Origin of the sequence: Pedobacter sp. ASV1-7, assembly GCF_040203335.1 — a bacterium.
Taxonomy (GTDB): Bacteria; Bacteroidota; Bacteroidia; order Sphingobacteriales; family Sphingobacteriaceae; genus Pedobacter.
Map to the genome: position 1 here is coordinate 893,614 of NZ_JBEHBV010000001.1, position 25,743 is coordinate 919,356.

Annotated in this window: 21 protein-coding genes; 12 read left to right on the forward strand and 9 right to left on the reverse strand. The window is 36.7% G+C overall.

Going from position 1 to position 25,743, the window contains the following annotated elements:
- Positions 1-54 precede the first annotated feature (54 nt).
- Both ABDJ41_RS03905 and ABDJ41_RS03910 read left to right on the forward strand, forming a co-directional pair.
- The gene (locus ABDJ41_RS03905) at positions 55-2,142 is read left to right on the forward strand and encodes a hypothetical protein (protein WP_349784426.1); all 2,088 of its coding nucleotides are present in this window, start codon (positions 55-57) and stop codon (positions 2,140-2,142) included.
- Positions 2,143-2,155: 13 nt separating this feature from the next.
- Positions 2,156-2,767 carry a trimeric intracellular cation channel family protein gene (locus ABDJ41_RS03910; protein WP_349784427.1) on the forward strand — a complete coding sequence of 204 codons (612 nt, stop codon included), beginning with the start codon at positions 2,156-2,158 and terminating at the stop codon, positions 2,765-2,767.
- Here the strand turns inward: ABDJ41_RS03910 and ABDJ41_RS03915 are convergent.
- The 6 genes from ABDJ41_RS03915 to carA form a co-directional block, all read right to left on the reverse strand.
- Entirely contained in the window at positions 2,764-3,063 is a 300-nt protein-coding gene (locus ABDJ41_RS03915; protein WP_349784428.1) for an FtsB family cell division protein, read from the reverse strand. The genes ABDJ41_RS03910 and ABDJ41_RS03915 overlap by 4 nt on opposite strands.
- A gap of 134 nt (positions 3,064-3,197) precedes the next feature.
- Positions 3,198-4,493, reverse strand: coding sequence for a phosphopyruvate hydratase (eno, locus tag ABDJ41_RS03920; protein ID WP_349784429.1), 1,296 nt, complete (start codon positions 4,491-4,493; stop codon positions 3,198-3,200).
- A 146-nt stretch (positions 4,494-4,639) separates the two neighbouring features.
- Positions 4,640-5,332, reverse strand: coding sequence for an aquaporin Z (gene aqpZ / locus ABDJ41_RS03925; protein WP_349784430.1), 693 nt, complete (start codon positions 5,330-5,332; stop codon positions 4,640-4,642).
- Between the two features lie 108 nt (positions 5,333-5,440).
- The gene (locus ABDJ41_RS03930; RefSeq protein WP_349784431.1) at positions 5,441-6,532 is read right to left on the reverse strand and encodes an ABC transporter permease; all 1,092 of its coding nucleotides are present in this window, start codon (positions 6,530-6,532) and stop codon (positions 5,441-5,443) included.
- 7 nt (positions 6,533-6,539) lie between these two features.
- Positions 6,540-7,310: an ABC transporter ATP-binding protein gene (locus ABDJ41_RS03935; RefSeq protein WP_349784432.1), complete on the reverse strand. Its 771-nt coding sequence runs from the start codon at positions 7,308-7,310 to the stop codon at positions 6,540-6,542.
- 96 nt (positions 7,311-7,406) lie between these two features.
- On the reverse strand, positions 7,407-8,519 hold the full coding sequence (gene carA / locus ABDJ41_RS03940; RefSeq protein ID WP_349784433.1) for a glutamine-hydrolyzing carbamoyl-phosphate synthase small subunit: 1,113 nt from the start codon (positions 8,517-8,519) through the stop codon (positions 7,407-7,409).
- A 309-nt stretch (positions 8,520-8,828) separates the two neighbouring features.
- Between carA and panB the strand changes: the two genes are divergently transcribed.
- Positions 8,829-9,644, forward strand: a complete 816-nt coding sequence (gene panB / locus ABDJ41_RS03945) for a 3-methyl-2-oxobutanoate hydroxymethyltransferase (protein WP_349784434.1) — start codon at positions 8,829-8,831, stop codon at positions 9,642-9,644.
- A gap of 2 nt (positions 9,645-9,646) precedes the next feature.
- On the forward strand, positions 9,647-10,333 hold the full coding sequence (locus ABDJ41_RS03950) for an RluA family pseudouridine synthase (RefSeq protein WP_349784435.1): 687 nt from the start codon (positions 9,647-9,649) through the stop codon (positions 10,331-10,333).
- Here the strand turns inward: ABDJ41_RS03950 and ABDJ41_RS03955 are convergent.
- Positions 10,330-10,821, reverse strand: a complete 492-nt coding sequence (locus ABDJ41_RS03955; RefSeq protein ID WP_349784436.1) for a hypothetical protein — start codon at positions 10,819-10,821, stop codon at positions 10,330-10,332. The genes ABDJ41_RS03950 and ABDJ41_RS03955 overlap by 4 nt on opposite strands.
- 175 nt (positions 10,822-10,996) lie before the next feature.
- Here ABDJ41_RS03955 and ABDJ41_RS03960 point away from each other — a divergent pair, with 175 nt between their 5' ends.
- The 8 genes from ABDJ41_RS03960 (at position 10,997) to ABDJ41_RS03995 (ending at position 22,306) form a co-directional block, all read left to right on the forward strand.
- Complete coding sequence (locus ABDJ41_RS03960) at positions 10,997-12,004, forward strand: FecR family protein (RefSeq protein ID WP_349784437.1); 1,008 nt, start codon at positions 10,997-10,999, stop codon at positions 12,002-12,004.
- 15 nt (positions 12,005-12,019) lie between these two features.
- Complete coding sequence (locus ABDJ41_RS03965) at positions 12,020-12,532, forward strand: RNA polymerase sigma-70 factor (RefSeq protein WP_349784438.1); 513 nt, start codon at positions 12,020-12,022, stop codon at positions 12,530-12,532.
- Between the two features lie 78 nt (positions 12,533-12,610).
- Complete coding sequence (locus ABDJ41_RS03970) at positions 12,611-13,807, forward strand: FecR family protein (protein ID WP_349784439.1); 1,197 nt, start codon at positions 12,611-12,613, stop codon at positions 13,805-13,807.
- Between the two features lie 25 nt (positions 13,808-13,832).
- A complete protein-coding gene (locus ABDJ41_RS03975; RefSeq protein WP_349784440.1) occupies positions 13,833-17,345 on the forward strand; it encodes a SusC/RagA family TonB-linked outer membrane protein in 3,513 nt (1,170 codons plus the stop codon).
- Between the two features lie 17 nt (positions 17,346-17,362).
- Complete coding sequence (locus tag ABDJ41_RS03980; RefSeq protein ID WP_349784441.1) at positions 17,363-18,760, forward strand: RagB/SusD family nutrient uptake outer membrane protein; 1,398 nt, start codon at positions 17,363-17,365, stop codon at positions 18,758-18,760.
- The gene (locus ABDJ41_RS03985; RefSeq protein WP_349784442.1) at positions 18,760-19,869 is read left to right on the forward strand and encodes a redoxin domain-containing protein; all 1,110 of its coding nucleotides are present in this window, start codon (positions 18,760-18,762) and stop codon (positions 19,867-19,869) included. The genes ABDJ41_RS03980 and ABDJ41_RS03985 overlap by 1 nt, the downstream gene beginning before the upstream one ends.
- Positions 19,870-19,881: 12 nt before the next feature.
- On the forward strand, positions 19,882-21,018 hold the full coding sequence (locus ABDJ41_RS03990) for a redoxin domain-containing protein (RefSeq protein WP_349784443.1): 1,137 nt from the start codon (positions 19,882-19,884) through the stop codon (positions 21,016-21,018).
- A 28-nt stretch (positions 21,019-21,046) separates the two neighbouring features.
- Positions 21,047-22,306, forward strand: a complete 1,260-nt coding sequence (locus tag ABDJ41_RS03995; RefSeq protein WP_349784444.1) for an amidohydrolase family protein — start codon at positions 21,047-21,049, stop codon at positions 22,304-22,306.
- 125 nt (positions 22,307-22,431) lie between these two features.
- Here the strand turns inward: ABDJ41_RS03995 and ABDJ41_RS04000 are convergent, their stop codons facing one another.
- Together ABDJ41_RS04000 and ABDJ41_RS04005 are read right to left on the reverse strand one after the other, a co-directional pair.
- Positions 22,432-24,765 (reverse strand): hypothetical protein, encoded by a 2,334-nt coding sequence (locus ABDJ41_RS04000; RefSeq protein ID WP_349784445.1) that lies wholly within the window; start codon positions 24,763-24,765, stop codon positions 22,432-22,434.
- Positions 24,671-25,618, reverse strand: coding sequence for a hypothetical protein (locus tag ABDJ41_RS04005; protein ID WP_349784446.1), 948 nt, complete (start codon positions 25,616-25,618; stop codon positions 24,671-24,673). The genes ABDJ41_RS04000 and ABDJ41_RS04005 overlap by 95 nt, the downstream gene beginning before the upstream one ends.
- Positions 25,619-25,743 lie beyond the last annotated feature (125 nt).

The following is a 25,743-nucleotide window of genomic DNA, read 5'->3' on the forward strand; positions in this document are numbered from 1 at the left end:
ATAAAATGGCTAGCAGTTTATTTTAAATTTTAGCATCTTTATCCAAACACATATATGGGCGATTCTTTTAACGGATATACTATTTTATTGTTACTAGCTTCTTTGCTTGTTGGGGTGGCGTTTGCGTGGTTGTTGTATCATAAAACACCTCAACTTGATAAAAGACTGCGTTATGGCTTGGCTGCAGCTCGTGCTATTGTATTTACTTTAATTGGAATTTTGCTCTTTGCACCATTAATCAGAAGTATATCTTATAAACCTGAGAAACCTATTATCTTAATTGGACAGGATAACTCGTTATCTATAGGCAATATTAAGCCAGCGAAGTTTAATGAGCAGCAGTATGAAAAAAAAATGCGGATGCTGGCAGCAGAATTATCTGAAGAATATGATGTAAAGATTTATAACTTTAGTGATGGTATAAAAACCGGGTTTGACTTTTCAAATAAAGGGAGGTTAACCAATGCTGCTCAGCTGATCTCGAAGTTAAATGATGAATATATAAACAGAAATGTCGGGGCAATAATTTTAACCTCAGATGGGATATTTAACCATGGAGGTAATCCACTTTACGACCTGAATAAACTAAAAGCACCTGTATATACAATTGCCTTGGGAGATACTATTCCTAAAAAAGACTTACTGATTGCTAATGTAAATCACAATAGTCTGGTATATCTGGATAATGATTTTACAATTGAGGTGCAGGTGCAAGCCTATGAGGCTAATGGTTCAGAAAGTATGCTTTCTGTAATTACAGAGGGGAAAAAGGTTCAAGAGGAAAGAGTCTCTATAAACTCTAATGCTTTTGTAAAGAATATTCCGGTTAAACTTAAGGCTACAAAGGTGGGCTTGCAGAAGTATACCATAAAGTTGAGTCCGATAGGGAATGAGATTTCGTTAAAGAATAACATACAACCTGTTTTTATAGATGTAATTGATGGGAAGCAAAAAGTACTGATAGCGGCGGCAGGACCTCATCCTGATATTACTGCACTTAAACAAGCTATAGAATTGAATAAGAATTTTGAAGTTAAGGTATCGCTTGCGGATGAATTGAATACCATAAAATTGAATGATTATGGCCTGTTAATTTTGTATCAGCTTCCCCTGACTTCAAGTGACGCTACTGTATTTAAAAACCAATTGAATACGGCAAATGTGGCAATCTGGTATATTTTGGGTGCGCAAAGTAACCTGAATTTGTTCAATCAGTTTCAAAAGCAAATTAATATTAGCGGAAATAACGGTACTACTCAGGAAATATTTAGTGTCGTAAATACAAACTTTACTGCATTTGATTTAGATCCCGTAATGGTTAAGCAAATTGAAAATTTTGACCCTTTGTCGACCCCTTCTGGTAAAGTGTTGATAAACGGAAATAGCTCGATAGTATTAAAACAACGTATTGGAAAAGTTAATACAGATTATCCGCAGTTGTTTTTTATGCAGGATGATGGCCGTAAAACCGGGTTTTTAATAGGCGAGGGACTGTGGAGATGGAAACTTTCAGAGGCTGGGGAAGCTCAACAGGGAACTAATATTTTTAATAGTCTGATCTCAAAAACAGTGCAGTATTTATCAGTTAAGGACGATAAGAGGAAATTTAAAGTTTACGCTGCAAAAAATACCTTTGAAGAAAATGAAAATATAACCCTTAATGCGGTATTGTATAATGATAGTTATGTTCCCTTAAATACACCGGATGTGAATGTGGTGATTAAAAATGAAGCAGGTAAAGCATATAAGTTTCTGTTCTCCAGAACCGATGCGGCATATCAGCTGGATGCGGGGACATTGCCGGCGGGCAGTTATAGTTATTTAGCCACTACCTCATTGGGTAATAAAGCACATACGGCACAGGGAATGTTTTATATTAACTCTATGATTGCTGAGTATCAGCAGACTGTGGCTAATCACCAATTGCTAAATACCATGTCATTGCAGACTGGTGGGAAAATGTTCCTGCCGCAGGATTTGTTAAATCTTAAAGCTGCCATTAAAGCCAATGAGCAGATTAAAACATTGACTTATGAAGACCGTAGGTATGAAGAATTGATTAATTTTAAATGGTTGTTTGCATTAATTATGGCATTACTTACGATAGAGTGGTTTTTCCGTAAAAGAAGCGGTGAAATTTAGTTATATTAAGGCTATGCAGATTGATACAATGGAAACCATTGAAACGCTTGGTACGATTGCATTTGCAATATCGGGAACCTTTGCTGCTATGCAGCGGAGATTAGATCCCTTTGGTGTATTGATTATTGCTTTTGTCACCTCTATAGGTGGAGGAACTGTTCGTGACCTTTTAATTGGTGATACCCCTGTAGCATGGATGAGAGATGTGAATTATTGTCTGCTGATTTTAGTTACAAGTGTATTGACTATATTTTTTAAAACGCATATTAAAAAGTTTAAGGTTACACTTTTTCTGTTCGACTCCTTAGGACTTGGCTTGTTTACTATGCTGGGGATTCAAAAAGGGATCATGTTTGGACTAAGTCCAGGGATATGTGTAGCATTAGGAACTATTACAGGATGTTTTGGCGGGGTGATCAGGGATACCTTGCTCAACACCATCCCTTTAATCTTTCATAAAGAGATATATGCTACCGCTTGTATTTTAGGCGGGATGTTATTTTATGCTTTAAAGTATTTCAATTTTAAAGACGATGTTGCAACTATAGCGGTCATTGCCTTTATATTTCTGCTTAGAGTAGTGGTCGTTCGCTTTAAACTGGCTTTACCTAAGTTTGGCTATTAGTTTTTTGGTGCTTCTTTAATGATCACAAAGACATCTTCATTGTCTTTTTTCATAAAGTATTTTTCTCTTGCAAATTTTTCAGCAGTGTTTAAATTGGTGTTCAACTCGTTCAGATCTTTTTTAACAAGAGAGATTTCTTTTACATAGAAGTCTTTTTCTTCTTGGAGTTTGTTTACTTCTGATCTGTATTCATATTGAGAAACGATATCATTTCTGTCAAAAAACAGCATCCATACAGCAAAAGCTGCTATAGATAGAAAGTATTTGTTACGAAGAAGATCAAATATGCGATTCATATGGTCAAAGATAGGAAAACATCACAAGGTTCTAAATTTCCAGAGATTTTAAAAAAAAAGATTATGAACATATTAACAACAAGAAAGCCGTTCTATAAAATCATAGAACGGCTTTTGTAAAAAAGATGCTTAAATTATTTTATAGCATATTTAAAGTTTTTGCCGATAAATCTTGCAGCGCCACCTAATTCTTCTTCGATGCGTAATAACTGGTTGTATTTTGCAATCCTGTCAGAACGTGAAGCTGAACCAGTTTTAATCTGTCCGCAGTTTAAAGCAACAGCAAGGTCTGCTATAGTTACATCTTCAGTTTCGCCAGAACGGTGAGACATTACAGAAGTATAACCATTAGTTTGTGCTAATGAAACAGCATTTATAGTTTCAGTTAAAGAACCGATTTGATTTACTTTTACTAAAATAGAGTTTGCTGTATCAGAGTCGATTCCTGTTTGTAATCTTTTAACATTTGTTACGAACAAATCATCACCAACAAGCTGAACACGGTCACCGATTTTTTCAGTTAACAATTTCCATCCTGCCCAATCATCTTCGTGCATACCATCTTCAATAGAGATGATAGGATATTTTTCAGTTAAAGAAGTAAGGTATTGAGCTTGTTCCTCACTGCTGCGGATAGCACCTTTATCTCCTTCAAATTTAGTGTAATCATATTTGCCATCTTTGTAGAACTCAGAAGCAGCACAGTCAAACGCTAAAGCAATTTGTTTACCTGGTGTATAACCTGCTTTTTCAATTGCTTTTAAGATAGTTTCAACAGCATCTTCAGTACCCTCGAAAGTTGGTGCAAAACCACCTTCATCACCTACAGCTGTAGAAAGCCCTCTATCATGCAAGATAGCTTTTAAGTTATGGAATACTTCAGTTCCCCATCTTAATGCTTCAGAGAATGAAGAAGCACCAACAGGCATAATCATAAACTCCTGAAATGCGATAGGTGCATCAGAGTGAGAACCACCATTCACAATGTTCATCATTGGAATAGGTAGTGTATTTGCGTTAACTCCACCGATATAACGGTATAAAGGCTGACGGCTTTCTTGAGCAGCAGCTTTAGCAACAGCTAAAGAAACGCCTAGAATTGCATTTGCACCTAGTTTTCCTTTGTTTTCTGTTCCATCTAATTTGATTAGTAAGTTATCGATTGCAACTTGCTCAAATACATCCACACCTCTTAATTCAGTAGCAATGATATCATTTACGTTGGCAACAGCTTTTAAAACACCCTTACCCATATAAACACCCTTGTCATTGTCGCGCAGCTCTACTGCTTCATGAACACCTGTTGAAGCACCTGAAGGTACTGCAGCACGACCAAGAGTGCCATTTTCTGTAATTACATCTACTTCAATTGTAGGATTGCCACGGGAGTCAAGTATTTGCCGCGCATGAACATCGATTATTAAACTCATTTTTATCGGTTTTTATTAGTAAAATAGTCTTAGTGTATAAAGTACAATTACTAAGACAATATCCAAAGTTATAATAAATTTTAAATTATAAGCAAAAAAGGGCCGTAATTACTTACGACCCTTAAGTTTAATACTTTTATAGGTGATTATCTGGTCTCAGAATCGTCTGCGAAAAAAGCTTTAAATACTATTCCTGCTAGAATTGCTCCTGCAATAGGAGCTACCCAGAATAACCAAAGCTGACCTAATGCTTCACCGCCAACAAAAATTGCCTGGCTAGTGCTTCTTGCAGGGTTAACAGAAGTATTAGTTACAGGTATACTGATCAGGTGGATTAGTGTTAAGCATAATCCGATTGCCAATCCTGCAAATCCTTTTGGTGCTCTGCTGTCTGTTGAACCTAATATTACCAATAGAAAAATAAAGGTCATAACCACTTCACAGACCAGGGCTGCTATCATACTATATTTACCTGGCGAATGGTCACCATAGCCATTACTGGCAAAACCACCAATAGAACTTCCATTTCCAGTAGCAATCACATATAAAATACCAGCCGCTACAATACCTCCTAAAACCTGCGCTATAATGTAGCCAATAAGATCTTTACTTTCCATTCTGCCAGCAATCCAGCAGCCTACAGAAACTGCAGGATTTAAGTGAGCGCCTGAAATATGTCCGATAGCATAAGCCATCGTTACAACGGTCAGGCCAAATGCCAGGGCGACACCTAAAAATCCGATACCAGCGTCCGGATAATTACAAGCCAAAACGGCACTTCCACAACCGCCTAGTACCAACCAGAAGGTACCAATAAATTCTGCTGCTAATTTTTTCATAAGTAGATAGTTGTTTGTTAGTTATAGGTTGAATTCATTAATTTATATCATGAATTTAACTACAATAATCTAATTATCCTAATATGAATATTCAGGCAGCAAAGAATATTATTCCCACTTAAATACCTTAACAGCAATGGCATAAATGCCAATTCCCCAGATGGTCATAATCAGAATCTGATGCTTTACGTCCCATAAGCCAGCACCTTCAAAAGCAACTTTTCTCATTGCATCATTCAGGTATGTCAGGGGTAATGCTCTACTGATTGGTTGTAACCATGATGGGAAAGCATCAATAGAAAAGAAAGTCCCTGATAATAAGAATTGCGGTAATGTGATAATATTGGAAATAGGTGGGATTGTACTCTCGCTTTTTGCAACTCCTGATACGACGAAACCAAAACCCATAAATACGATCAGGCCCATGATAGAAAGCAATAACATATTTAGTACTGTTACCGCACCATTAATCAGTGTGAATTGGAAAAAGAAGTGACCAAGAAGGATGATAAAAAGTGCACCTAATAATGCAAAGCCTATCCTGGCTATACCTTCTCCGAATACAATGCTGGACCTACGTACAGGTGTTGCAAAAAAACGCTTGATAACCAGGTTCTGCCGTAAATTAAAAAATACAAATGCAGTTCCAAATACTCCAGTACTCAATAACGAAAAGCCTAACTGTCCGGGTAATATAAAATCTATTGTACGGTACACGCGTCCCTCTATGGTGCTTTCATGTAATTTAGCGATAGCAGGTTCTGTGTTTTGGGTATTGATGGTATAAAGCATGTCATGCAATACCGATTTAAATATACTTCCTTTATCGATCGAAGCAGAAGTATACTTAACATCTGCAAGATATGCTGGTTTGCCTGCCTCATTCCTTTGAACAGAAATAACGGCGTCAATTTGCCCTTTTTCTAAGCCTGTTTTTATTTCCTCGGGAGTTTTATCAGTCAGCACATGTACAAGGTTGTTACTTTCCAGAGCATTTACTACTGGATTATCGAGATCTGATCCTGGTGCAATGGCTACATCAACCGTTACGCCTCCACCACCTAAAAATCCAAATACAAGGATGAAAATCAAGGGGAATGCAAGGGTGAAAACTACTGCAGAGGGGCTCCGCATGATGGAACGGAAACTTGCTTTCGCAAGTGCTAGTGTCGCTTTAGTATGATTGTAAGGTTTACTCATATTTATTTTAATTATCCTCCCGCCATTCTTTACCGGTAAGGTTGATGAAAACATCTTCCAGATTGGCTTTTTTAACTTCCTTTTTTCTTTCGAAACCACTGTTCACCAATTTGTCTATCAAATTGTCTGGTGTATCCAGTGCTATAATTTCACCACGTTCAACAAATGCCACACGATCACATAATTGCTCTGCTTCATCCATATAATGTGTAGTGAGCACTACTGTAGTGCCATTATTTCTGATATGGATAATCAGGTCCCATAGGTTGCGGCGTGCTTGTGGATCAAGCCCTGTAGTTGGTTCATCCAGAAAGATTATTTTAGGAGAATTGATAAGTGTTGTGGCAATGGAAAAACGTTGCTTTTGTCCACCTGAAAGTGCCTTGTATTTGGCTTTTGCCTTATCCTGAAGGTTTACTTTCTCTAACATTTCCATAGGCTTAATGTCTACCCCGTATAAGCCAGAGAACAGTTCCATTAGTTCTACAAGGTTTAAGTTTGGGTAATAACCAGCGGCTTGTAACTGCACACCTATGATTCTTTTGATTTTATTCGCCTCCTTATCAACAGAATAACCATTAACGGTGATCTCGCCAGAAGTTTTCTCACGCAGGGTTTCAATGATTTCTAAAGTTGTGGTTTTTCCAGCTCCGTTCGGGCCGAGGAGTCCAAAGATTTCGTTTTCATACACATCAAAGCTAATGCCTTGAACTGCTGTGAAATCTTCATATTTTTTTACCAGGTTTTTAACGCTGATAATGGCATTTCTATTGTCCATGTTATAAATGTAAGAAGGTTCGGCCAAATAGAAAATGCTATTTGGCCAAACCTTCTAAAATGTCTGTAATATGATATTTTGATCCGGTAAAATAAATTACCAGGTCAGTTCACCATTAATCATTGCGATGAAGTCATCGAATAAGTAGCGAGAATCATGAGGGCCTGGAGAAGATTCAGGGTGATATTGAACCGAGAATGCTTTTTTACCTTTTACACGAATCCCTTCAATAGATTTATCGTTTAAGTTGAGGTGGGTTACTTCTACCTTATCAGATTTTAAAACCTCATCAGGAATTACTCCAAAACCATGGTTTTGAGAAGTTACTTCGCAATGATTTTTAATGATATTTTTAACAGGGTGATTTAAACCTCTGTGTCCGTTAAACATTTTCATTGTTCCGATGCCATTAGCTTCGGCTAATAACTGGTGACCCAAACAGATACCGAACATTGGTTTGTCTGCAGCTAAAATGCTTTTAACAGTTTCAATGGCATAAGGCATTGCTGCAGGATCGCCAGGACCGTTTGAAATGAAGTAAGCATCAGCGCCCCATTTTTCCATTTCTTCGAAAGTTGTTTTAGCAGGGAACACCTGTACATAAGCATCTCTCTTTTCGAAGTTGCGTAAGATGTTCTTTTTGATTCCAAGATCAAGTGCAGCAACTTTATATTTAGCTTCCGGAGAACCGTAGAAGTAAGGCGTTTTTGTAGAAACCTGTGAAGATAATTCCAGGCCATCCATTGATGGAACTTCAGCAAGCTTACTTTTTAACTCTTCAAGATCAGTAATTTCAGAAGAGATTATGGCATTCATTGCACCTTTGTTTCTGATGTGACGTACCAATGCACGAGTATCGATATCAGAAATGCCTACAATGTTTTCATTCTGAAAATAATCCTGGATAGACTCAGAAGCTTCTTTTCGGCTAAAACCGATGTTGTAGTTTTTACAAACCAATCCAGCTATTTTAATGCTGTCAGATTCGATTTCTTCTTTGTGAATACCATAATTTCCGATATGGGAATTGGTAGTTACCATAATCTGTCCGAAATAAGAAGGATCAGTAAAGACCTCCTGGTATCCTGTCATCCCTGTATTGAAACAGATCTCGCCTGTGGTTGTGCCTATTTTTCCGGCAGCTTTACCATAATATACGGTGCCATCGGCAAGTAACAAGATAGCTGGTAACTTGGTGTAATTAGTCATTGTAGTTATAATCAGAAATAATTGGTGTAAAAAAAGAGAAAAATGAGGATTTGACTACGGTTTTAAACCCGATTACGTTGTTAACAAAAATGCTGTTAAGTAACTCATTCATTTCGGAGTACAAAGGTATGTTTTTACAGTGTTTTATTCAAGGAATTTTTTAAGATTTCCTAAAAGTATTATAATCTAAGCAGATAATGAGGCATCAAAATACTTCAAACTAAGTATTATGTCAATATAATTTTCAATAAAAATCCCTTTATTTACGGATGTAAAGACTAATTTTGCTCAACAAAAAATTATAAAAGTATGTCGGTAAATAAAGAAGTAAAGAGAATCACTACTCATATATTACAGGAAATGAAACAACGTGGAGAGAAAATCTCTATGTTAACTGCATACGATTATTCTATGGCTACGATTCTCAATGATGCAGGTCTTGATGTATTGCTTGTGGGGGATTCAGCTTCTAATGTTATGGCGGGTCATGAGACTACCTTGCCCATTACATTAGATCAGATGATTTACCATGCACAGTCTGTAGTAAGAGGTGCTTCCCGCTCTTTTGTAGTTGTAGATTTACCTTTTGGTTCATACCAGGGTAATTCTAAGGAAGCCTTAAACTCTGCAATCCGTATCATGAAAGAATCTGGTGCGCATGGTGTAAAGTTAGAGGGTGGAACAGAAATAGTTGATTCTATTCAACGCATTATAACTGCAGGTATTCCGGTAATGGGGCACCTTGGACTTACTCCTCAATCTATATATAAATTTGGTACATATACTGTTAGAGCTAAAGGCGAAGCTGAGGCTGAAAAATTGAGGACGGATGCTCTTGCATTGCAAGAGGCTGGTTGTTTTGCAATAGTACTGGAGAAAATTCCGGCAGCATTAGGTAAAGAAGTTTCGGAAAGTTTACATATTCCTACTATTGGCATTGGTGCTGGTGGCGATTGCGACGGACAAGTTTTGGTCGTTAATGATATGATTGGATTGACAAAAGGATTTAAACCTCGTTTTTTACGTCAGTATCTTGATTTATATGAGGGAATAAAAGAAGCAGCACAATCTTACATAAGAGATGTTAAAGGCAATGATTTTCCAAATGAAAAGGAGCAATATTAAAAATGCCTGTAACAGATAAGGATATACTTTACGAAGATAATCACCTGATTGCCGTTATGAAAAGGGCGGGAGATATTGTGCAGGTTGATGAAACTGGTGATGAGCCATTAGATGAGCAGGTAAAAAAATATCTTGCTATCAAGTATAATAAGCCCAATAGTGCATTTTTAGGGGTGGTACATAGGCTGGACAGGCCTGTAAGTGGTGTTATCCTGTTCGCTAAAACAAGTAAAGCTCTGGAAAGGGTAAATGCATTGTTTAAAAACCGGGAAGTTAAAAAGACTTATTGGGCTGTAGTACGTAACAGACCTGCAAAAGCATCTGGAACATTAGTTCATTGGTTAATTAAAAATCCACAAAAAAATGTAGTAACTCCGTATAATACAGAGGTGCCTGGAAGTCAGCGTTCTGAATTGAGTTACAAACTTATTGGTGAATTAAATGGTTATTATTTAATTGAAGTAGATCCATTAACCGGGCGTTCTCATCAGATCAGAGTACAATTATCTACTATGGGATGTCCAATTGTAGGTGATAATAAATATGGATATCCTCGTGGTAGCCGTAAAGGCAGTATTTGTTTGCATGCCAGAAGGCTTCAGTTTATTCATCCGGTTAAAAAGGAGCCGGTAAATATATTTGCAAAGCTACCAGTTGATGGTTTCTGGGAAAAGTTTGAGGGATTTTAGTCGCAATTCGTTTTTGTAAATACCATTGCTGGACTAAATTTTAAAGCTGAACGATCTTTGAAGACCATTTTGCCTCCTTTCTCCATTACTTCTCCTGTACCTTCGTAAATGTTACCATCAATTTTCTTTACAAATACAACTTCTCGTACTGATCTCATACCTTCTGAATCGAAAGTGTATTCAGCAATAATGGTATCACCTTTCATTTCACCTGCAATTGTTCCTGAATTACGGTCTTTCTCAAATAAATTGTAATTAAGATTTCCAGTCAGTTCTTCACCCTCTATATTTATTTTAAGTGAAGCTGTATCCTTATTTTTAATATATTGATAACAATCAGTACTGTTTGTTTTAGGTGTTGATGAAGTAAAAGTAGTGTCATGCGCAATGATTTCGGTAGTATCATTCGTCACTTTTGATTTATTTTCATTTGTGCAGGATGAAGATATCATAGCAATGAGAGCTAATGTGTATATTGATGATTTCATTTAGCAGATTTTTAGAATGAATTTTTTATTCTTTTTGATCAAATAACAACAAATTACCTGCTTCATTTGTTTCAGAAACTGAGCTGTAATAGTACTTAATTCAGAAATTATATATATAATTGGTTAGCTGATTCGCCGATTTAACGTATCATTGCTTAGTAAAAAAACTTAAAACGTGGAAAATAGTACCTCACAATCTGATTCTTCTAATCAACCCCAATTTTATAAACGTAAAGCATTTATATATCTTTCAATAGCTTGTATTGCCTTAATAACTACTGGTATAGCTGCCATGTTTCATAAAAATTATCCTGGTGTAAAGCTGAAAGATCTTGCAGCAGAACTGATCAATAATGATGTGCCTCCGGGAGGGAACAGGGCTGTTCTGACTACAGCAAGTGGAAAAACAATTGTTTTAAATGAGGCTGCAGATGGCGAGTTAGGCGAAGAATCAGGCTTGATATTCCGTAAAACTGGAAATGGTGAACTGATGTACGAAGCCAGTATTGAAGCTACAAGAAATCTAAATGAGGATTTCCATACGATTACTACACCTAAAGGAGGTACTTATCAGATAACCTTGCCAGATGGGAGTAAGGTATGGCTGAATGCAGGATCGACACTTACATTCCCCCTCAATCTTGTTCATAACAAGGAAAGGAGAATTGAAATAAGTGGCGAAGCGTATCTTGAAGTAACCAGAGGAGCAATGCATCCCTTTCGGGTAAGTACAAACCATCAGTTGGTAAAAGTGCTGGGTACACATTTTAACATCAATAACTATACTGATGAGCATATTGCAAAGACAACACTTCTTGAAGGTAGTTTAAAGATGAGAGCATTTGGTAAAGAAGCAACCTCATCTGAAGATTTTATTCTAAAAGCCGGACAGCAGGGAATTATAAAAGGGGGTAGTATAGATGTAGTCAGGGCAGATACAGCTGAAGTGTTAGCCTGGAAAAATGGATTATTTATATGCAATAGCGAACCTTTGGAAAGTATCATGAAAAGGATCTCTCGCTGGTATGATGTAGATGTGCTTTATCAGGATATTGATAACAGTAAAATATTTGATGTAAAGGTTTCTCGTTTTGAACATGTATCGAAAGTGTTAAGTCTGCTGGAAAAGGCAGGAGGGGTACATTTTAAGATGGAACCAGGAAAGATTATAGTAATGAAATAACCTAAAAATAACCCGATGCACCAACAGTTTGAAAAGCTTTTTCGGGAACATTATCAAACGCTGTGTTACTATTCCAATATCGTTATTAAAGATATGGAAGCGGCAGAAGATGTGGTGCAAGATGTTTTTGTAAAATGTTGGGCAGCAATTCAGGCAGATACACTTGAAATTCAGCAGGAACATTATTTATATCGCTCAGTTAAAAATGCCGCATTGAATTATGTAAAAGCGCAAAAGGTAAGGCAGAACTATGCAGATAACTATGGTTCAACACATACTGAAGCAGATGGAGGAAGAGATTCATTAGTGGCAGCAGAAACAAGGCAAAGGATTATGGATGCTATTGATCAGCTTCCTGCGCAATGCAGAAAAGTCTTTCTACTTTGTGTATTGGAAGATAAAAGTTATAAAGAAGCTGCGGCCCAACTTGACATTTCCATAAATACAGTTAAAACACAAATGACCAAAGCATTTTCTACTCTTCGTCCACAACTAAAAGATTTAACTTTCCTTGTTTTCTTACTTTAATTGCTTTGGAAAAAGAATAATATAAAATATTTCAAATAGGCATCACCCTTTTTTTTTGTTGAGTTGTCATGGTAGTATATGGAGCAGATGGATAGCAATGATAAAGCACGGATAAAAGAACTAATGGTCAGGAGTATTACCTCAGGAGTGTTAACTGATGACGAGCGGTATGAACTTCAGTCCTGGCTAGCTTTAGACGTAAAAAATCAGCAGGAACATGATGATCTTGCAGCTGTAAAAAAACTGTTTGAAAATAAAGGGAGTAAAAAACCAGACACTGATGCTGCATGGAAGAAAGTAAAGCTACAGCTTACCGAAGCTCCTGTTCATCTATTAAGACCTAAGAGATCATGGTCGATATTAAAGTATGCAGCATCAATATTATTGGTAGCCGCTGTTGGACTGCTAATTTATACCACTATAATTAAAGATCCAAAACAGAGCCTTACAACTCAGATTATTCAGCCAGGGGGAAATCGGGCAGAACTTGTACTTCCTGATGGAAAGCGGGTGAGCTTGCAGAATAGAGCTACGATTGACATTTCAGGAGGGAAAAATTCACCAGTAGCCACAAATAATGGAAAGATGCTGGTGTATAATACCAATTCCGGGCAAGAAGGTTATCATAAACTTATTGTTCCGGATGGCGGGCAGTATGAAATTATTTTACCTGATAAAACCCATGTATGGGTAAACTCAGGATCTGAACTTACTTATAGGGTTGATTTTAGTAAGGCCGCTATCAGAGAAGTAAAGCTAACTGGCGAAGCCTATTTTAAAGTAGCAAAAGATAAAAAACATCCTTTTATAGTTAAAACTGATCACATGGATGTAGAAGCGGTGGGTACAGCATTTAATGTTTTGGCTTATAAAGGGACGGGCTTTGCAGAAGCAACACTGGTAGAAGGGATTGTGAATGTGAGCGATAAGCTGGGGAATAAACAGCGTATGCTTGCCGGGTCAAAAATCAGAATTGGTAGTCAAAAGCCAAATATATTACCAGCACTTAAACCAACCGCTTTAATCTATAGTGATTACGCATGGAAGGATGGAGTCTTTGTGTTTGATAATATGCCGTTGGAGCAAATAGCAGAAAGGTTTAGCAGGTGGTACAATATAAAAGTTGTATTTACGAATGCTGAAGCAAAAGGATTACGCTTTACAGGGTCAATAGAAAAGAATAATACACTTAATACTTTACTTAAACTTATCGGAACATCAACCAATGTGAAGTTCGAGATCCGAAACGAAACATTGTATATCACGAAATCTTAATACTTAATCAACTAACCTTTAATTTATGAACCAAACTTTTACTAAAAGTAGGCGTATAGGGCGCTTATTAAAACTTGGCAGGTTGTTTTGCCTGCTATACCTCATTTTTATTTGCACACTGCCTGTAAGTGCATTTGCACAGTCGGGGAAATTTACCATTTCAGAGAAACAGATAACTGTTCGCGAACTCTTCAGAATAATGAAAGAGCAACAAAAAGGTTTAGATTTTTTCTATAGCAATGATGAATTCAATGCAGCTAAGAAAATTGATATTAATGTATCAAATGCTACACTTGATGAGTTGATGAAAATTATTCTTGCCAATAAGTATACTTATGAGCTTATAGATAATCATTTGGTAATTAAACCAAAGGCTGTCAATAATCTAAAGACACAAAGAGATATTGATCCTCATAATATAGGAGGTGTAGTTACGGATAAGGATGGCAGAGGAATTCCTGGCGTAGTTGTAAAAGCCAGGCTTTCAAAAGTTGTAACAACCACCGATATAAATGGCAGGTATATTATACATGTTCATGATAATGATGTATTGGAATTTAGCTATGTAGGTTTTCAAAAACAAGAAGTTAATGTAAAAGGACAAGCTAAGCTAGATGTATTATTGAAAGAAGATGTTGGCTTTTTAAACGAAGTAGTTGTTACAGGATATCAAACTTTGCAACGTAAAAACACAACAGGTTCTTTTGCAACTCTGACTGAGAGCGAAATTGGGCAACGTAATAATGTAACATTAGATAGATTGCTGGAAGGTACAGTACCAGGTTTGAGTGTATATAAAGGAGTGAATGGTCAAAATGATCTTCAAATAAGAGGGGGAAGCTCTTTAAGGGCTGGAACTCAACCTTTGTTTATAGTCGATGGGTTCGTGAGTACTATTTATCCTGATATCAATGAAATTGCTAATGTGACGGTATTGAAAGATGCTTCTGCCGCTGCTGTGTGGGGATCTCAAGCAGCTAATGGTGTAATTGTCATCACCACAAAAAAGGGAAAACAAGGTAAATTACAAGTGAATTATTCAGGTAATACAAGAATAACCAATAAACCTGATTACAATGCTTTGAGACGTGCTGATGCTGCATCAGTGATCGATTATCAAAAAGAACAATATGATAAGTTTTATATCATGGCTCCCATATTTGATGGTAATAAAGGCGGTTACTCAGAGTCTATTGGGATTTTTAATGATTATGACAGAAAAGATATTACTTTAGCTGAAAGAGATGAACGTTTAGGAAAACTTGCAGGGCTTTCTAACAGAGATCAGATCGATAACTTATTGTTGCGTCCAAGTGTAAATCAAAGCCATTTTCTTTCTTTCTCAGGAGGTTCAGATAAGGTACAATACTTTTTGTCAGGTAATTATCAATCTGACAAATCAGGCTTCAAAGGAAATAATTCAGATGCGGTAACTATTAATTCTAGAAACAGTTACGCAGTAACTAATTTTTTAACTCTTCGTACAGATCTATCTGCTATATATAGCGGAGGTAAATCAGGCTATTCTGGTATTGAATCTGCAACCCGCGCTTTGTTACCTTATCAAATGCTATTAGATCAAGATGGTAATTATGTATATGATTATTCAAATTTTAATATTGTTGAAAACAAAAGACTGACGGGCTTAGGTTATCTGGATAATGGATTCAATTTGCTGGAAGAGAATAGAATAGCCAATAATAAGATGTCGGGTTGGGGTTTGAAAACAAGAGTAGGGGCTGACTGGAAGATTCTTGATGGTTTAAGTCTTTCAAATGATTTTATATATGAAAAAACCACCAGGGAAAACAGGACGTTGAATAATAAGAATGGATATTATGTGCGAAACCTGGTAAATTATATGACTTCCGTAGACAACAACAATAAACTGGTTCAGAATATTCCTTATGGTGATATTCTAGATATGGGTAATTCAAACTATACAAATTATGCCTTCCGAAATCAGCTCAATTACTCAAAAAAAATCAATAATAAACATTTTATCAATGTGATTGGAGGATTTGATCTGCGAAAAACCACTTCGCAGTCTAATCAACTTAGATATTTAGGATATAATGATGATTTACTTAGTTCTTTGAATATTAATTCAATAAGCTTAGCTGGAGATGGAATTAAATGGTGGGATGGAGATATTCATAAATATAATACGGATTCTTATACCAACTTGAATTTTTTGGATACCCGTGAATACTCTTTTTATTCTACTCTAGCCTATACTTTTGATGAGCGTTATACCTTTACCGGTAGTTACAGGACAGACCATTCTAATTTATTTGGAGCGGATCCTAAGTTTAAAAAGACACCATTATGGTCAATTGGAGGAAAATGGAATATCAGCAATGAATCTTTTTTCAAGTCTGATCTGTTTTCTAATTTAGGTTTACGCGTGACTTATGGTCTAACGGGTAATTTTGACAGAAATAATAATTCCACCACTTATCTTGTTGCCCGTAGATTCCTGAACACAGTAATCAATGATTATGTGGCAAGGATAGATTCACCTCCAAATCCTAAATTGCGTTGGGAACGTTCCAGAACCTTTAACTTGGGTGCAGATATAGGTGTTTTAAGAGACCGCATCTCCATGTCAATGGATTATTATCGAAAATATAGCTATGATTTACTAGGTGATCAGGATCTTGATCCGACGGTTGGATTAACAAAGGCTTATGTGAATGCCGCGAATATGGTGAATCGGGGGGTTGAACTAGGATTGAAAGCTGAAGTTATCAGAATGAATAATTTTAGCTGGAACAGTAATTTAACACTAGGCTTTAATAAGAATAAGGTAACTCACAATAGAATAAAGGATAGTAGCCCGGCAATTAACCGTCCGAAGGGAGTAGTGCAATTTCTTGAAGGATATGAACGTGAATCTGTCTGGAGTTATAAATGGGCTGGACTAGATAATGAGGGACGCCCGCAGGTATATGATGGGGCAGGAAATAAAGTCTATATTCCAGTCGAAGGTTCCTTAGAATACAGTGGTACAGCCAGACCTAAATTAACCGGTGGATGGAGCAATACCTTTAGGTACAAAGGTTTTGATGCCATGGCATTCGTTGTATTTAATTATGGACACGTAGTGCGTAGAGAGATGCCAGAAATGTATGGATTTGATTGGTCTGGTGCTTATAATGATCAGATCTCGAAAAGATGGCGTAAGCCTGGTGATGAGCTTATTACAGATATTCCGGCCTTGCCCGATATGCAATATTTAAGTGATGATTATACCAGAGCAGGTACTTTATCTAGTAATAGCATTATCAATGCATCATTTGTACGTCTCAGAGAAGTGCAATTGGGTTATAGCTTTAATGCTAACCTGTTGAAATCTACACCTTTTAAATCGATCAGGGTTGTAGCTCAGATGAACAATCTGTATTTGTTCAAGAAGAATAAATTCGGTATTGATCCTGAAGCTGTTATTGCTTCGCGCTCTACAGAAAGTACGGCTTCGATATATGCATTACCAGAGCCTGTTACGACTACTTTCGGAATCAACTTAGGTTTTTAATTATTTGAAATAAAAAAATGAAACAATTAAGATATACAGTGATGAAAAGATATAGTTTGCTTATTGTGGCGATGATGGTGTTCGCTAGCTGTGAGAAGTTTCTGGATGTAAAACCGAAAAAGAAATTTATTCCTGAGTTTATTCAGGATTATGAAGATCTTTCATCAAATCCTTCTTACTCCACAAATAGCAATGCTTTCCTGGAAGAGCTCTCTGATAATATTTATTTAAGTGATGCACAGGTGAAAAGCTCATTTGCACGTGCAACTACAAAGGGCTATAAATGGTTACCTGAATTTTATTTATCGACTGAAACTGATACGGGGTGGGATCCTATGTATAACAACATTTTCAATGCAAATGTTATTATTGAGGAAGTCTCGAAGCTCAAAGACGGAACTGAAAAACAGCGTATGGAAGTTTTGGGTGATGCCTATTTTAATCGGGCTTATGCTTATTGGAATCTAGTGAACGAGTATGCAAAAGATTATGATGCGAAAACTGCGGAAACAGACTTAGGTATACCATTGATTGTCATCCCGGATTTGGAAGCAAAACCTACCAGGGCAACTGTCGCTGCTGTTTATGGCTTAATCCTTCAGGATTTATTGAAAGCTAAAGACCAATTGCCAGATGAAGCAAAAAATCTGTATCGTAATAATAAGACTGCTGCATTTGCTTTATTAGCTAGAGTTTATCAAAGTATGGATAATTATCCTGAGGCAAAAAAGTATGCGAATATGGCCTTGGCTTTGAAAAGTACGTTGTTTGATTATAGTACCATGAGTTTTATCAATCCTGCTATACCCTTAACCGGTATCAATAATAAGCCAGTTATTAATAAACATCCAGAGATGATTTCTTATAAGGAAACAGGTTTTGGAACTATTTTAACTAATCATGCCATCTCTCAGGATTTTTTTGATCTGTTGGGTGAAAAGGATTTACGTTATGTATTTAATTTTACCACTTTGGATAGGAAAGGAAACCCAAATCCAGATCTCGCCCGATTGTATATACCCTCTGCTCTGAACTACAATATTGGAGTCCCTGAAATGATGCTGATCTCAGCAGAGGCTGAAGCCAGAGCACAGCAGATTGCTCCAGCGCTACAATTGTTAAATGATTTAAGAAAGAAACGGTTTTATTCCGCAGATTACAAGGATCTAACTGCGGCCACACCTGACGAAGCTTTAAAATTGGTAATTGATGAACGTAGAAGAGAATTGTTTGGTAAAGGCCTGCGTTGGTTTGATATGAAACGTTTGGACAGTGACAATCGTTTCAGAAAAAGTTACGTGCGTGCAAATACAGATGGGATTTATAAATTGGAAGCAGGTTCTAATATTTTCGTTCAGCAAATACCAGGTAATGTGCGCCTATTAAACCCCGGTATTATTCCTAATCCGAGATAATGAACAACATTAAAAAAATCATTAAATCTACAAGTGTAGGTGTTGCTTTGTGTTTTGCTACAACAATAGCTTTTGCTCAAAAAGGATATCAGATAAAAGGAAAGATGGCTGGTCTAAACCAGCCATCTATGGCCTATCTCTATAGCTTTGATCAGGGAAGGAAGCTGCTTGATAGCACTACAGTAACCAATAATGGAGAGTTTAGCTTCCGGGGAAAAGTAAACCATCCGCTATCAGTATCCATACAAATTAAGAAAGTAAGGAAATCATTGTCACTATTCCTTGAAAATGAGCAATACAATGTACTGATGTATCCTGATTGGAAAACTAAGGACGAAGTAATCGGAGGAACTGAAATGGGGATACAAAGAGCATATGAAGCAGAATGTGAAGTCTTAAATACCAAGCTACAGGAATTGTCCCACCGATACGAAAAGTTGCCCAAAGAAGAAAGAGTAAAAGAGGGGGAAGAGATGAATGTGCTAAATGACCAGCAGATGGAAATAAAGTATAAATACATCCGTAAGTATCCAGCATCATTAGCAATGTTACATATGATGCGTCCGCACTTTGATGTAATGAATCTGAAACAACTGACAGAAATGAAAGCACTCTTTTCTCCGTCATTGGCTTATTCAGATGTTTATACAAAGCTAACCGATCAGTATAATAAGAAAAATGCCGCTTCTTTGGTGGGGAAAACAGCCCCTGATTTTAGTATCAAAGATTTATCAGGAAAGAGTGTAAAACTATCTTCATTACAAGGTAAATATGTGGTGGTCGACTTCTGGGCATCCTGGTGTACACCATGCAGGGCAGCTAATCAGAAAATAAAACCTGTTTATAATAAGTACAAAAGCAAAGGGTTTGAAATCATTTCTGTTTCTATGGATGATAAAAAAGCTCTTTGGCAGGCTGCGGTAAAGAAGGACGATTTACCCTGGCTTCAGGTATCAGAACTAACCGGCATAAAAGATTCTCCGGTTGCAAGTCAGTATAGTGTGTCAAGCTTACCAACAGTTTTTCTTTTAGATAAATCAGGAAAGGTGATTGCACAAAACATTTCTGAAAAGGAATTGGAAGAAATATTACATACAAATTTAAAATAAGAGCGATTGATCATGAGAAAAATAATAGCAGGCTTATGTCTTCTGTTGGCTATAGGTGCTAATGCACAGATTAAAAAAGTAACTATTCAGGGAGAGATACAAAACTTTGAAAATAATGAGTTGGTGCTGTTAAATGTTGACCAAAGTGTTATCATGAAAACGCAGACCCGGAATGGTCAATTTAAAATTACAGCAGACATGGAGATCGGAGATATGCGGTATTATTACCTGCATGCACCATCTTTAGGTAAGCTCGGACCATCCATGAACAGACCTTTAATCTCATTTTTTGTGTGTAGCCCTGAAATTGAAATCCAGGCAACAGTTAAAGAGAAAAATATGACGCTAACTAAGCTCAAAGGATCTCCATGTAGTGATGAGTACAATAAATTATATGATAATTTAAAAGCAAATAAAGCTATTGAAGCTGCAACTAAACCTTATAATGAAGCGTTCAATTTGTATAATAACATTGCGCAGACTCCTGAAAATATGGCGAAATTAAAGGCTGCGGGAGATAAACTGGATAAATTATTCAAGCAAAAGCAAGAGGAAATAACGGCACTTATTCCAAAACATCGTAAGAGTATGCCTGTAGCGGTGATGGCAAGTTTATATACCATGTCTACTGATGATATCCCAAAAATGGAAATCTTTTTAAAAGAGTTTGATCCTTCTGTTCAGAATTGCTATTATCTGAAACAGATTCAACAAAAAGTAAACAGGTTAAAGTCAATTGCAGTTGGACAGCAGGCTCCTGATTTTGAGTTAAAAGACCTGGATGGAAAGCTTGTTAACTTAGCCTCTTTTAAAGGTAAATACGTTTTATTAGATTTCTGGGCCAGTTGGTGTGGCCCGTGCAGGAAAGAAAATCCTACAGTAGTAAAAGCTTACGATAATTATAAAACAAGAGGCTTTACTGTGCTAGGAGTATCATTAGATGCTAAAGAAGCAGATTGGAGAAAAGCAGTTCAGGAAGATGGAATGCCTTGGGTACAATTATTAAATGATAAGAAAGCCGGTGTAAACAATCTGTATGAAATTAAGGCGATTCCTGCTAACTTTTTAATAGATCCCAAGGGAAAAATCATTGCGACGAATTTAAGAGGGGCTGCATTGGAGCAGACGCTTGAGAAATTTATAAAATAGAACAGGCTAAACTTTTAAAAATAAACGGATGATTAAAATCAAAATATTGATGTCACTATTATTGTGGCAGTTAGCAGTTTATGCTCAGACTCCTGTGTCAATCTTGTTAAAGAATGCGACTATTATTGATGGTGATGCGAATGTTAAGCCGTTTAAAGGCTCAGTGCTGATAAAAGACGGAAAGATTTATTCGATATCTGCTTCTGCGCCGAAAACAATTAATGCCAAAACAAAGGTGATAGATTGTACAGGTAAATTTATTACTCCGGGCTTGATGGATTCGCATGTGCATTTAGGAACAGGTGATTTAACAGATCTTAAAAAGGCATATGCTACAACAGATAGTATCATGAAGAATCTGTTGGTCCATGGTATCACTACAGTAAGAGATATGGCAGGTAATGCACCTTTCCTTGCTGAGTGTAAAAAGAAGGTTCAGGATGGTAAGGTGCCTGGACCTGATATATATTATGCTGCACAGTTTGCAGGACCAGGATATTTTGCGATGATGGGTGCGGGTAGAAAGGGTGAAGAAGACTTAGGTAAGAATCCCTGGTACCGGGCTATTCGCTCTAAAGCAGATGTAAAACCTGCAATTGCAGATGCAAAGAAAGCAGGTGTGACAGGAATAAAAATATATGCAAGTCTTAGCAAAGAGCTGATTCGTGAAATTACCAATGAGGCACATCAGCAAGGATTATTGGCCTGGGCTCATGGTGCTATATTCCCTTCCAAGCCAATGGATGTCGCTCAATCTAATGTAAATAGTATGTCGCATGCCAATGATCTGGTTTTTCAGCAGATTAAAGGTGATACAATAGAAATAGGCGCAGCATGGGCGCAACTCTATAAAGGATTGAAATTGGATACTAATGTTCGTGATCAGATGTTATTGGAAATGAAAAAGCGTGGTACTTTCTTAGACCCAACTGTTTTCCATGCAGAGAATAACAAGATGATGAATGCAGCACTGATTACCCGTCGTGCAAATGAGTTAGGAGTAAAAATTGTAGCTGGAACAGATTGGATTTTTCCTTCAAAAAATGAAAGTGTTCCTTTGCTGGATGAAATGAAACTATTAGCAGCTAAATGTGGCATGTCTAATCTTCAGGTCATTCAAACAGCTTCATTAAACGGTGCTTTGGTAACAGGACTAAAAGACAGGGGAGTAGTTCGTGCAGGAAAAAGAGCAGATCTATTGATTCTCAATGCTGATCCGACGAAATCTCTGGAAACCTTTGATCAACCAGAGTTTGTAATCCAGAAAGGTGAAATCGTTAAAAAGTAAAATACTTATAAAAAAGAAGCGGGAATAACCCTACCGGTCATTCCCGCCCATCTAAATTAACGCTCTCAAATATATAGACGCTTAATAAAGCATATTATTGTATGCGACTAAATATTTTTTTCAATCTAGTATTTATCATCATAGCGTTTAAAATAGCCACACTCTTTTAAAGCCTCTTTGTAGAACTGGGTATCATTGTACTGACTCTTTAAAGTAGAGAAGTATTTTCCAAAGAAAACGGGTTCAATATCTACATTCCAATAGCCTGCGTTTGCATTTTCCGGTTTATTATAAATCCTGTTATAACTTTCATTGCGTTCACACTTGCTTGCCATAAAAACACACTTTGCTTTCTGCTCCTTGGTTTTAGCCGCATTGGCTGCCTCCAGGTAATACTTTTCAGAAACTTTATTCGATAACAACATCGACCTGAAAGCACTTGGCAATTCAAACGGTGTTGAACCTTCGGCTTGCATTGTTTTAGCCATATAAAATGATCTGGCATTACCATAAAACGTAATGTTATAAAAAACATTGCCAAGTAATAGCGCATTATTATAGACGTTTTTACCTTGCTTTATTTCAGCTTTCATACTTTGTATGGTTTTTAATAAATCAAAACTATATATGTCTTTGCTTTGTTTCTTTGCATGGTCACAATCATGACAATCATTTATTTTAATGTTGAACGGATTCGCAGGCATCAGGAAGCCCTGGCTATCGGATTTTTCCATCATCATTATGGCCTCATCAATTTTGTCCTGATAGGTAAGAACAAGTGCCTGATGGTAATAAAGATCGCTCATGTTGAAAGGGTAATAACGAAGCATAGCCTGTTCAAAAGGTGTTTTTTGTTCCTTTTGCAATAAAGCTTTCATCTGCTCTATTTTACTATTATCCGTATAGAAATTGTCATAGCTTTTAAAAGCATTAGCCTTAACAAAGTCTCCCTGCTTTTTATATAATTCTGAAATCTTATCAATACTCTCGTTTAATGCTTTGTAAAATCTCAATGAGGGAACACTATCCTTCCCTGTTTTAAGATCCGAAAACCAATTTAAAGGCTCTATGATCTGGCTCTCGACTTTAGCATCAATCTTTTTAAGTTCGTTTACATATAAAGTCCAGTCTAGTATTTTATATTGAGCAAGGATAAGTTTATCCCCTTTTGGAAGCTGCTTTTTAGCTGTATTATAAAAACTTCTTGCTGCTGCATAATCATGGTTCATCACTTTAAAATATCCTGCGGCCATGTTCCAGAAATAGGGTTTGCCAGTATTGTTCTTTAATGCGATGCCACTCACCAGAGCGGTATTTTGTTTTAAACTTTCTTTCGCTGCTGAGTCAGGCTCCGTATGATAAATGCTTCCAAGGAAATACTCTGTCTTATTCACAACTCTAGCCAGTAAAAGGTCTAACTTTTCTGATTTAGGGTCTAATTTTATAATTTCCTGAATGGCTCTTTGTGGGTCATAGTGTATACCTAGTAAATGCCATAACGTAACCTTTTCGGCTGTGCTTTTTGCTAAGTCTAAGGTCTTGTTCCAATCACCTTCTTCCTGCGGACGAAAACTCCATTCTGCCGGGATTTTAGTTTCCCATGAGTAATTATAGCACAAGCTATTGAGGTAGTTCGATTGTGCATAGTCCTCTTTTTTATAATACCATCCTGCAACATAGCCTAAAGTACGATAGTACATCATGTTTTTTGGAAAAGTATCTTTATAGCTGTTAAATATGCTTAGTGTTTTTGAAGTCTGGGTTGATACATCAGCATTTCCCTTTTCTAAGAAATAATAATATCTGACCATTTGAAACCATAATCTTTGTTTAATAAATGGATCTTTTGCATTTTTAAAACTCGCCATCATTGGTTTCTCCAACTTAATAGACGGAGCTTCCGGGGCCTTTAGATCCCAGTAATAGCTGTCATCTGCAGTGGAAAAAGCCTCGGCAGATTTAGCAAGTAACAGGTAGTCGAAAAAAGCGTTGGCCTTCTTGCTGTCTAATTTTAAAGATTTTAATTGCGGCATTTGAGCCGGTAGAACTGCTATTTTACCTTTGAGGTTATCATATACTGAGTCAATACTCTCGTAGCTGGCTTTTGTTAAAAGATATCCCAAAGACTTCTTATCAATCTTTTTCTTAAAGTAGGTATACCAGTCGTCGATATTTACATTGTTAAAACGAGTGTTATTGGTGACAAAAGGGTAGGTTTCTCCATAATAGGAAATATATTCAGCATAGAAGAATGGTGTATATTCTTTAGATACAAATGCTTCAGGGGTAAAACTGGAATATTCATAATCATAGCCATAATCGGCACATGCCCACACTATTCCACCCGCAGTAAGGCCGGTGAGACTAAAAATAAGCAGAAATTTCTTTGAAATCCTGTGCTTTAAATGCTGATAAATTGAGATTGCCCAGCTCATAGTAGATGATTGTTCTTTTTTCATTTTTATTAAGATGAGCAGCAAGTTGTTTTGCCGCTTGTTGGAGTAATGCTTTATTTGTTTCTTCGAGCTTAAACAGGTCACCAGCTTTTACATAAATGCCACCTGTAAAAAAGGAGCGTATAGCTTTGTAAGTGTCTTTTTGGGGCATCGGACTAAAATCCTCTGTATTGCTTAGTTCAGCCCTGCCCATTTTTCCATATACCTGAATTATTTTATGATCCCTTATTTGAAGCGCCCATGAAAATACAGGTAATGCAATGTCCAGAGGCAAGAGATAACTATTTAAGCTATTCACATATTTTTGAGCATCTGTCGGGTTATAAATAGAATTAGGCACATTTAAGTCTGCAGATAATTGTCCCATATTGTAAAACATGAGAACACCGCGATCTGCAGGAGGTACTCCGGTTTTAAACTGGTATTTTACCTGATGTAACCTGATGGTAACTTCTAATGTTTTCGTGTTAAGTGTTTTCAAGGATTTTAAAAAACTAAAGTATTTGTCCTTAGTGCTCAAAGTCCAGTCGCAATCTATTTGTATGGTTTTGTAATCTATTCCATGTTTAAGTGCAATACGATTAATCAGGTCACTACATTTTATTGCAAGGCTGTCAACACCATATTGGTCTGACTTTTCAAAAGTCTGATTGGTAATAAATACAACCGGGATAATTTCAATAGAAGGAGCTTTATCCTTAAAGCTAATAATGGATTCGGGATAAGGATTTTGCTTTTTGTTATCCCATTTAATATCAAAAAAACGAGTATAGAGCCTACTGGATGTTGTTGTTTTAAGTAAGCCTTCTTGCTTTTCATCCAATTTAAAACTCTGTTTCCAGTAATAAAATGCCATTCTTGTAGCTTGTGGTTTATTACAGGAACTACAAAAAACTGTTATAATAATCAGACAGGAGATAGCAAGAATACGTAAAAAAGATGGGGCGATAACCATATCTGGAAATGCATCAATAACTTCGC